Origin of the sequence: Herbaspirillum sp. B65, assembly GCF_000333555.1 — a bacterium.
GTDB lineage: Bacteria > Pseudomonadota > Gammaproteobacteria > Burkholderiales > Burkholderiaceae_D > Herbaspirillum > Herbaspirillum rubrisubalbicans.
The window spans coordinates 1-9,217 of sequence record NZ_BADI01001069.1; the positions used below are offsets into that span (position 1 = coordinate 1).

Annotated in this window: 8 protein-coding genes and 2 pseudogenes; 6 read left to right on the forward strand and 4 right to left on the reverse strand. The window is 64.2% G+C overall.

All coding sequences use genetic code 11. The annotated features are described in order from the left end of the window. Positions 1–5 precede the first annotated feature (5 nt). The 6 genes and pseudogenes from I5W_RS33730 to I5W_RS25340 all read left to right on the forward strand — a co-directional run. A pseudogene (locus I5W_RS33730) lies at positions 6–95 on the forward strand (SAM-dependent methyltransferase); the annotation flags it as partial. A 144-nt stretch (positions 96–239) separates the two neighbouring features. Continuing rightward, on the forward strand, positions 240–1,610 hold the full coding sequence (locus I5W_RS25320) for a GntT/GntP/DsdX family permease (protein WP_034357856.1): 1,371 nt from the start codon (positions 240–242) through the stop codon (positions 1,608–1,610). 66 nt (positions 1,611–1,676) lie between these two features. After that, positions 1,677–2,132, forward strand: a complete 456-nt coding sequence (moaE, locus tag I5W_RS25325; protein WP_017450985.1) for a molybdopterin synthase catalytic subunit MoaE — start codon at positions 1,677–1,679, stop codon at positions 2,130–2,132. A gap of 64 nt (positions 2,133–2,196) precedes the next feature. Continuing rightward, entirely contained in the window at positions 2,197–3,543 is a 1,347-nt protein-coding gene (locus I5W_RS25330) for an Nramp family divalent metal transporter (protein ID WP_044531333.1), read from the forward strand. Between the two features lie 75 nt (positions 3,544–3,618). Further along, positions 3,619–4,908 carry a type II toxin-antitoxin system HipA family toxin gene (locus tag I5W_RS25335; RefSeq protein WP_044531334.1) on the forward strand — a complete coding sequence of 430 codons (1,290 nt, stop codon included), beginning with the start codon at positions 3,619–3,621 and terminating at the stop codon, positions 4,906–4,908. Continuing rightward, positions 4,909–5,196 carry a helix-turn-helix transcriptional regulator gene (locus I5W_RS25340; protein WP_017450988.1) on the forward strand — a complete coding sequence of 96 codons (288 nt, stop codon included), beginning with the start codon at positions 4,909–4,911 and terminating at the stop codon, positions 5,194–5,196. A gap of 55 nt (positions 5,197–5,251) precedes the next feature. Here the strand turns inward: I5W_RS25340 and I5W_RS25345 are convergent, their stop codons facing one another. The 4 genes and pseudogenes from I5W_RS25345 to I5W_RS25360 all read right to left on the reverse strand — a co-directional run. Then, entirely contained in the window at positions 5,252–6,226 is a 975-nt protein-coding gene (locus I5W_RS25345; RefSeq protein WP_044531335.1) for a biotin/lipoyl-binding protein, read from the reverse strand. A 68-nt stretch (positions 6,227–6,294) separates the two neighbouring features. Continuing rightward, positions 6,295–6,495, reverse strand: a complete 201-nt coding sequence (locus I5W_RS25350; protein WP_044531336.1) for a DUF1656 domain-containing protein — start codon at positions 6,493–6,495, stop codon at positions 6,295–6,297. After that, positions 6,485–8,693 (reverse strand): annotated as a pseudogene (locus I5W_RS25355) (FUSC family protein). Before I5W_RS25355 ends, I5W_RS25350 begins: the two are co-directional and overlap by 11 nt. Continuing rightward, positions 8,690–9,217 (reverse strand): TolC family protein (locus tag I5W_RS25360; protein WP_044531337.1); only part of this gene is annotated, 528 nt, incomplete at its 5' end. The gene I5W_RS25360 and the pseudogene I5W_RS25355, both read right to left, overlap by 4 nt.

Here is a 9,217-nt window from a genome sequence, read left to right on the forward strand (position 1 = left end):
CTTGATTGCGGCATTATTACCGCCCTGACGGCTTGCCGCGCGAGCAGCAGCCGTGGTTGGCCAGCGTCTGGCAGAAAACAGAAGATGCGAACTGAACCAAGCTCATCTTAGATTCGCACATCTGGATTCTTTGGGAGGAGACCGGGCCTGCGCCAAACGGGCCTGCGGAGGGGGTGCCAAAGACATCGCTCATCAATGAAGCGATGCGCATTCATCCACACCTGAAGAAGGAACCCATCTTGATTTCGACTCAACTGGCCGCCTGGGCGGCCCAGGACACGCAGTTGCTGCTGGTCACACTAGCCGCGCTGGTGACCATCGTGGTGCTGATCAGCTTCCTGTCCATCGCGCCCTTCCTGTCCATCCTCATCGGCACCTTCGTGGCCGGCATCGGTGCCGGCCTGCCGCTGGAAGACATCGCCAAGGCCTTCAGCAAGGGCGCCGGCAGCCTGTTGGGCGAAGCCGGCATCATCATCGCCTTGGGCGCCATGCTGGGTGCGCTCATGGCCGAGTCCGGCGCGGCTGACCGCATCGTCAACACGCTGCTGCGCTATGCGCGCGGCAGCATCATCCCCTGGATGATGGCGCTGGTGGCCCTGGTGGTGGGCCTGCCGTTGTTCTTCGAGGTGGGCTTGGTGATGATGGCGCCAATCATCTTCGTCATGGCCCGTCGCTCCGATTTGCCCATCATGCGCGTGGCCATTCCGGCGCTGGCTGGCATGACCACGCTGCACGCGCTGCTGCCGCCGCATCCCGGCCCGCTCATTGCCGTCTCGGCGCTGCACGCGGACCTGGGCACGACCATGCTGCTGGGCTTCATCGTGGCCATTCCGGCGGTCATCATCGCCGGCCCCCTGTATGGCAACTTCCTGGCACCACGCCTGAAGCTGTCCGAGCCGGACCAGATCGGCAAGCTCTTCACGGCCCGTGAAGGCCAGTCGCAACCCGGCTTCGTGGCCGCGCTGGTGACCATCCTGCTGCCGGTGGCGCTGATGCTGGGGCGCACGGTGGCGCGCATCTGGGTCACACCCAAGACCGAGCTGTTCGAGATGCTCAATTTCTTTGGCGAACCCATCATCGCGCTCACCGTCACTGTGCTCTTTGCCGTGGTGGTGCTGGGCTGGGGCCAGGGCAGCAGCCGCTTTGAAGTCGGTGCCACGCTGCGCCGCGCCTTGCCGCCCATTGCCGGCCTGTTGCTGACCATCGGCGCCGGTGGCGGCCTGAAGCAGACCCTGTTGTCGGCTGGCATCAGCGACACCATCACCAAGATCGCTGCCGGCACCCACATGCCGCTGATCCTGCTGGCCTGGATCATTGCCGTGGCGCTGCGCCAGGCCACCGGCTCGGCCACTGTGGCCACCACCGCCACAGCGGGTATCGTTGCGCCGCTGGTAGCGGGTCTGTCGGCGACCCACAACTCCTTGATGGCGCTGGCCATCGGCGCCGGCTCGGTGTTCTTCTGCCACGTCAATGACGCTGGCTTCTGGATGGTCAAGGAATACTTCGGCCTGAACCTGAAGCAGACCTTGGCCACCTGGTCGGTAATCCAGACCCTGGTGTCGGTGATCGGGCTGGGCATGACCTTGCTGCTGTGGGGGCTCTTGGTCTGATCTCGTCTGATCGGGCGGGCAGGGCGCTGGTAGAATCGCAGCTTGCTTTTCATTTTTCTAGCCACCATGCCCGTTCGTGTCCAGACCGCCGATTTCGATCTTTCCACCGAAGTGGCGCAATTGCGTCTGTCCAATCCTCGCGTGGGTGCCGTGGTCAGCTTCGTGGGCACGGTGCGCGACCTCAATGAGGGCGCCGCCGTTTCGGCCATGGAGCTGGAACACTACCCGGTCATGACCGAGCGCGCCCTGGAGCAGATCGTGCAGCAGGCCAAGGCACGCTGGCCTATCTTCGAGGCGCTGGTGATCCACCGCGTCGGTCCCTTGCAGCCGTGCGAACAGATCGTGCTGGTGGCGGTGACCTCGCCCCATCGCGGCGAAGCCTTCGCCGCCTGCGAGTTCATCATGGATTACCTCAAGACCCAGGCGCCGTTCTGGAAAAAGGAACAGACGCCGCAAGGCGCGCGCTGGGTCGATGCTCGCGAGAGTGACGACACCGCGCTCGCCAAATGGACACAACAATAAGGCGCGCCTGGCCGGCACGCCCATTCCGGTAGCGCCATTACCGGCCTATACAGGGGAAACCGTCTTGCCATTCACCTTCCGCTTCCCGCGCATTCCGGGTTTGCCCACTACGGCCACCGCGCCGTTCTGTCCCTCCGAAGTCTCGGGCTCAGTCCCGGTCCCGCCCACTGCCTCGGTCTGGCAGAAGTTGCGCCTCTATGTCGGCCCGGGGCTGCTGGTCTCGATCGGCTACATGGACCCCGGCAACTGGGCCACGTCCATCCAGGCTGGTTCGCAGTTCGGCTACCAGTTGCTGTTCGTGGTGATGCTCTCCAGCCTGGCGGCCATCGTGCTGCAATGCCTGTGCGCCCGGCTGGGCATTGCGACCGGCAAGGATCTGGCGGTGCATTCGCGCCAACACTATCCCCCGGCTGTGGGCAAGGGCATGTGGGTGCTGGCTGAACTGTCCATCATCGCCTGCGACCTGGCCGAGGTGCTGGGCTGCGCACTGGCCTTCAATCTGCTGCTGGGCGTGTCCTTGCCGGTGGGGGTCTTGCTGACCGCGCTGGATACCCTGATCGTGCTGGGCTTGAAGGGCCGGGGATTCCGCCAGGTGGAGGCCATCATCCTCGGGCTGGTGCTCACGATTGCCGCTTGCCTGCTGGCGCAACTGGCCTTCGTCAAGGCCGACTGGCAGGAGGTCATGCAGGGCTTCGTGCCTTCGCTGCAGGCCATCTCCAGCCGCGAGCCGCTGTACCTGGCCATCGGCATCATCGGTGCTACCGTGATGCCGCACAATCTCTACCTGCATTCGTCCATCGTCCAGACCCGCAGCGTGCGGCGCGATCCGGCTTCGCTGCTGGAGGCGGTGCGCTATACCCGCGTCGATACCACCGTCTCCTTGCTCATCGCCATGGTCATCAACGCCACCATCCTGATCCTGGCGGCGGCAGCCTTCCACAAGAGCGGCAATACCCAGGTGGCCGAGCTGGACCAGGCCTACCACCTGCTGGACCCGATCACCGGCTCGGCGCTGGCGGCGATCCTGTTTGGGGTGGGGCTGTTCGCCTCGGGCCAGAGTTCGACCTTCACCGGCACCATTGCCGGCCAGGTCATCATGGAAGGTTTCCTGAAGCTGAAGATCCCCTGCTGGCAGCGCCGCATCATCACCCGCGCCCTGGCACTGGTGCCGGCGTTGATCGGCGTCTTGACGCTGGGCCCGCACTCCGTGGGCAAGCTGCTGGTGGCAAGCCAGGTAGTGCTGTCGCTGCAATTGCCCTTTGCCATGTATCCCCTGATTCGGCTTACCAGCCGCCGCGATCTGATGGGCGATCTGGTCAATCGCTGGTGGGTCAGTGCCGTGGCCTGGGGTTTGTTCGTAGCCATTTCAGCGGCCAACGTGTGGTTGGTGTGGCAGGTATTTGCGGATTAGTACGGAATTACTTGCACACTAAACTATCATGATTGATCTGGATTTGCGGATTAATAATGATAGTATGATGTGCATATGAAGACTTCTTGCACACTTCAAGTTTATATTGACGGGGCCTGGCGGCAGGCCGGTGCGTTGTCGTTGACTGCGCCGGTCGAGCTGGGCATGGCGGCCTCGACTTACTTCATCTATGACGCCCTGCACGCCATCGATTACATGGGCAGGCGCGATGCCGCCGCCTTGTCGGTGAACTTGCCGGTGAGTTTTGAGAGCCTGAGTGAAGCGCGCTGGCCGGCCTGCCTGATCGACCTGCTGCCGCAAGGTTACGGCCGTGGCGAGCTGTTGCGGCAACTGGGTCTGGATGAACGGACCGAAGCCAGCGCGGATTGGCCACTGTTGTGTGCAGGCGCCGGCAACCCCATCGGCAATATTCGCGTGCTGGAAGCCTGGGAATGGGCGCAGGCGCGCAGTGCGCCGCAGTTGCGTGGCTTCGCCATGGAAGAAATCGCTGCGCGTTCGGAAGACTTCAACGAATACCTGGCGCAGCACGGCCTGTTCCTGGCGGGCTCGTCGGGGGTTCAGGGAGAGTGGCCCAAGATCCTGCTGACCCGCGCCCGTGATGGCTTGTTCTACCTGGATCACGCCCTGCCCGATGAACTGGCCGAACGCCATTACATCGTCAAGTTCGGGCGTGGGCCCGATCCCGACCTGGCCGATATTCTGCGGCTGGAGGCTCCCTATATGAAACTGGCCGCTCATCTGGGCCTGAATGTCCATGCTGTGCTGGAACTGCACGGCAAGGCCTTGTTCATTCCCCGGTTCGACCGCGAAGTGCGGGGCGCACAAGTGCTACGCCATGCCCAGGAAAGCATCGCCTCCCTGTGCGGCGTCACCGGCTTTGCCGCCACGCCCACGCACAATGCCGCCTGTGCCCGGCTAGGGGAGGTTGCCACCGATCCGGTGACCGAGATCATCGAATATCTGAAGCGCGACATCGCCAACATCGTCCTGCGCAACAAGGACAATCACGCCCGCAATACCGCCATCCGGCGCGATGCGCAGGGACAGATCGGCTTGACGCCGCTGTTCGACTTCGCCCCGATGTGGCTGCATCCTGATGGCATTGCACGCCGCATGCGCTGGGAGCGCGATGACGGCGGTTCCCCGCAATGGGCCAGCGCCATCGAGCAGGCGTGCGAGGCTGCGCAGATCGACCAGGGACCGGTGAAGTCGGCCGTGCGTGAGATGGCTTGGCCACTGACTGACCTGTTGGACTACGGCCGCAGCCTGGGGATCGAGCCGACCTTCCTGGACCCGCTTGCCGCTACGGTGGCGCAGGTACGGGCACAGCTGGAGGCGCTCTGAATGGATAAACGTTTCAAGCCCCTGAGCGCCATCGAGCAAATGGAAGAGCGGCGTGCGCTCTTCGATGAACTGGCGGCCAATCCGACCCTGCCGGTCCCGGCCGTGGTCCGCAAGATCCGCACCACTTTGCGCCTGACCATCGCCGAATACGCCAAGCTGTGCGGCGTCTCCGCCCGCACGCTACAAGACATCGAGCGGGGCGAATCCAGCCCCACGCTGGCGACCGCCGAGAAGCTGCTCAAGCCGGTCGGCATGAGCGTGGGTGCTGTTGCACGCAAGCGCCCATGAAAAAGGCGACCTGCTGCCAGGTCGCCTCATTCTGCCATCTCGTTTCTTCAGGCCATCAGTTCTTGGCCACAGCCTGCTGCTTGCCACTGCCCGGCTCCAACACCACCGTACAAGTCAGGCCAGAAGCCAACAGCACGTTCTCCGGCACCTTGTCCAGGTGGATGCGCACCGGGATGCGCTGGGCCAGTCGCACCCAGTTGAAGGTCGGGTTCACATCCGCGGTCAGTTCGCGGCTTTGCGGGTTGTCGCGGTCATAGATGCCGCGAGCGATGCTGTCGACATGTCCTTCCATGGTGGCGCCGTTGATCAACTGGATCTTGGCATGGTCGCCGATGGACAAGAGCGGCAGCTTGGTTTCCTCGAAGTAGGCGTAGACCCAGAAGGAGTGGCTGTCGATCACTGCGATCTTGGCCGCGCCTGCGGCCGCGTAGTCGCCACGGCGCACGTTCAGGTTGGTGATGTAGCCATCCACCGGTGAAAACACCTTGGTGCGCTCCAGGTTCAGCTTGGCCGTATCGCGTTGCGACAGGGCGGCCTGGTATTGCGCCTGGGCGCCTTGCAGTTGGGCCTGGGCGGCTTTCAACTGGGCTTGCGAGGCAGTGACCTGGCTGCCGGCGTCTTCCCGCGCTTCGCGCGAGACCACCAGTGCATCGACATCAGCACGGCGGCGGGCCTGGGCGCGGCGCATGTTCAGGTCGGCGCGACGTGCTTCCACTTCGGCCTTGCGTACCTCCAGATCGGCCTTGTGGGCGGTCACGGCGGCTTCAGCCTGCTGCAGCGCCAGCGTATAGCGGGCCGGGTCGATTTCCATCAGCAGATCGCCTTTCTTGACCAGCTGGTTGTCGCGCACCGGCAGGGTCACCACCTGGCCCGAGACATCGGGCGCGATGTTGACCACGTCGGCACGCACGCGGCCGTCACGGGTCCAGGGCGAATGCATGTAGTGCTGCCACAGGCTCCAGGCCAGCAGGATGGCCACAAGGAAAATCACCAAGGTGATGAGGACACGGAAAATCGATTTGACCGGCATGATGAACTACTCCTGAATGTTTCTTTATCTTTTCGTAAGCGATTGGGTGGGGGCAGGCAGGCGCCGCTTCAGCGATAGACCGCCAGCCCCAGCAAGGCCGCCAGGCAGACGAACAGGCTGACTCGGAACAGCGCCGGGTGCCAGGTCAGGTCGTAGAAGCCCAGCCGTACCAGCACGCGGTCGGCCAGCATGGCGATGACAGCCGCGCCGATGGCCAGCAGCAGCACCGTCGGGATGTAGGCATCGAAGAAGGAAATCTCACGTGGCATGGTGCGCTCCCGTTGTGTTGGTCTTGGCCCCGCCCGCGCGCATGGTATGCAGCGGTGATTGTTGATCGAGCAGGGCGGTACGGATGAAATGCAGGTAACTCAAGGTGCGTTGCAGGCGATGGCGTTCGCTGCGTTCGCGGTAGTGCGGGCCGATGGTGCTCTGGACTTCGACGATGGTGGCGTCGTTGGCCGCCAGGGCCGCCTCCAGCGTCGCCGCCGAGGGCTCGGCAAAGAGTGCCGGAATGGTCTGGCGCAGACGGTTCAGGGCGGCATAGGCGGAGGCGGGCAACAAATCCGGGGTTTCAGTACGGATGCCATGCAGTTCGGTGCGCAGTTCGATGATGGCGTGGCCCACTTCCAGCGTGGCAAACATCCAGCCCAGCGCCTTCTGCCGCAGCAGCGGGCGGCTGCCGGTAAAAAGCGTGATCTGGTGCATCAGGGTCGCGCGTGCCGCTTTCGAACTTCAGCGCTAGATGCCCGAGCTTGCCGAAGCAGGCATCCACTACCTGCTTGCGCAACTGCTTCTCCAGCACCCGCAGGGTCCAGTCGGGGGTCGGCGGCAACAGCACCATGAAGGCCACGGCCGTGACCAGCAGTGACACCACCAGGGCTACTGATTCATTGATGTAGCCGGCAGCATTGAAATGGGCAAAGTTGTCCGGCACCGCCAGGAAGGGGAAGAAAATGCATATCCCCAGGCCATAACCGGCCCATTTGGGTTTGGTGGTCAGCAACACCGCCAGCATCAGCACCGGCGTCAAGGCGCTGGCCAGCATCCAATAGCCGTCCAGGCGCGGCAGGATGTGGAAGGTATAGATGTAGCCCGCCACCGCCGCAAAGAGTACGCCGATGACGACCGTGCGCGTGGCCTTGGCCGGGTCGGGGGCGGCCGAGGTGATGGCGCAGAAGGCCGCGGCGTTGAGCACGGCCACGTCGCCGCTGGGCCAGCCGCTGGCGATCCAGAACGCCGACAGGCCCAGCATGACGAGGGCGGCACGGGCACCGGCGATGAGGGCGGTGGTCATGCTGGTCTTGGGGGCGTAGGAGTGCTCCCATTGCTCGCGCTCATGGTGACGCTGGTTCAGCGAGGCATAGGTCAAGGTGTAGGCGTGCAGTTCCTCGATGACGCGGTAGAGCAGCTCGGAGGCGGTATCGAAGTCCAGCAGGGCGCTGTCGCTCTGGCACTGGTCGGCCAGCGTGCCACGGGTGGCGCGCACCCGGCGCGGCAGTTCGTGCTTGAAGGCGTCCAGCTTCAAGGCGGCGTCGGCGGCATCGACTGCACTCATGACCGGCTCGCCGCTGGCGCGGGTGAGCAGCGGCTGCACTTGGCGGAAGTAGGGCGAGATCGCTGCGATCACTACCTGTGCACTGGGGGCCGGGTTGGCGTGCAGGCGGTTCATCAATTGGTGCAAGGCGTGCACGCGCGTGGACAAGGCCATGAATTCGCTGTTCATGCGGGTCAGGCGACCACTGCGCACGCGCACTTCCGGGTCTTCGAAGATGGCTGCGCTGCGCAGCGCTTCCAGACCGATGATGTCGCCCACGAAGCGGGCATTGGTGGCTTCCAGTTGCTGGCGGTCGGCAGTGCCGCCCAGGGTGGCGCTGACCAGGTCGACAAAGGCCGTGAAGCGGCCGCGGATGATGCGCACCAGGCTGGGCGCGCTGGCCTGCGGGAACACCAGCGCACTGACCAGTCCCACGCAGACGATGCCGACCATGATCTCGGTGACCCGTGTCATGACCGAGTCGAAGGTGGTGGCCGGATGCAGGGCAGCTGGCAGGCCGATCAGTGCCACCGTATAGCCCGACAGCACGAAGCCATACGAGCGGAAGTTACGGTAGTGCGCCGAGCCCACCGTACACAGGCCGATCCACAAGGCCGAGGCCAACAGGAACAGTTCGGGCGTCTGTGCAAACAGGTCGACGAAGAGCACGATGGCCGCCGAGCCGACCAGGGTGCCGATGACCCGGTAGAAGCTCTTGGCCAGGATCATGCCGCTTTGCGGTTGCATGACGATGAACACCGTGATGAGCGCCGAGCGCGGCGACTCCAGGTCCAGCCCATAGCCGATGCCCAGCGCCAGCAGACCGGCGAAGACCATCTTGAAGACATATACCCAGGTCGGTGCTTCGCTGCGCCACCAGTCGCTGGCGGCTTCGCGTAGCTGGGCCTTGAGGGGCAGGGCAGGGGTAGTCATCGCGCCGCTACCTTGGCCGGCTCGGCTGCCGTGGTTGCGGCAGCGCTGGGCGTCTCAGGGCTATTGTCCATGCCACCCCCCAGTGCCGTTTGCAAGGCCGCATAGGCCGCCAGGCGCTGGGCCTGCAATTGCTGCACGATCTGTTGCTGGCGCAGCCATTGGGTCTGTGCGTGCAAGACATTGAGGTAGTCGGTCAGGCCGCGCTGGTAGGCGCGGGTGGCGATGTCCACGCTCTTTTGCGCGGCGCGCACCGATTCTTGCGCCTGCTGTTGCTGGCGTGCCACCGATTGCAGCGTGACAACCTGGTCGGAGATGCCCTTCAAGGCTTGCGACAGCAAGGCATTGTAGTGCTCCACCTCGATGTCGTAGCCGGCGCTGGCCGCACCCAGTTGGCCACGCAGGCGGCCGCCTTCGAAGATCGGCAGCGAGATGGCCGGGCCGTAAGTGGTCTGCAGGTTGGGCGCCGAGAGGAAGGAGAACAAGCCACCACCGGCGGCGGCCGGGCCGATGCCGGCCAGCAGGTT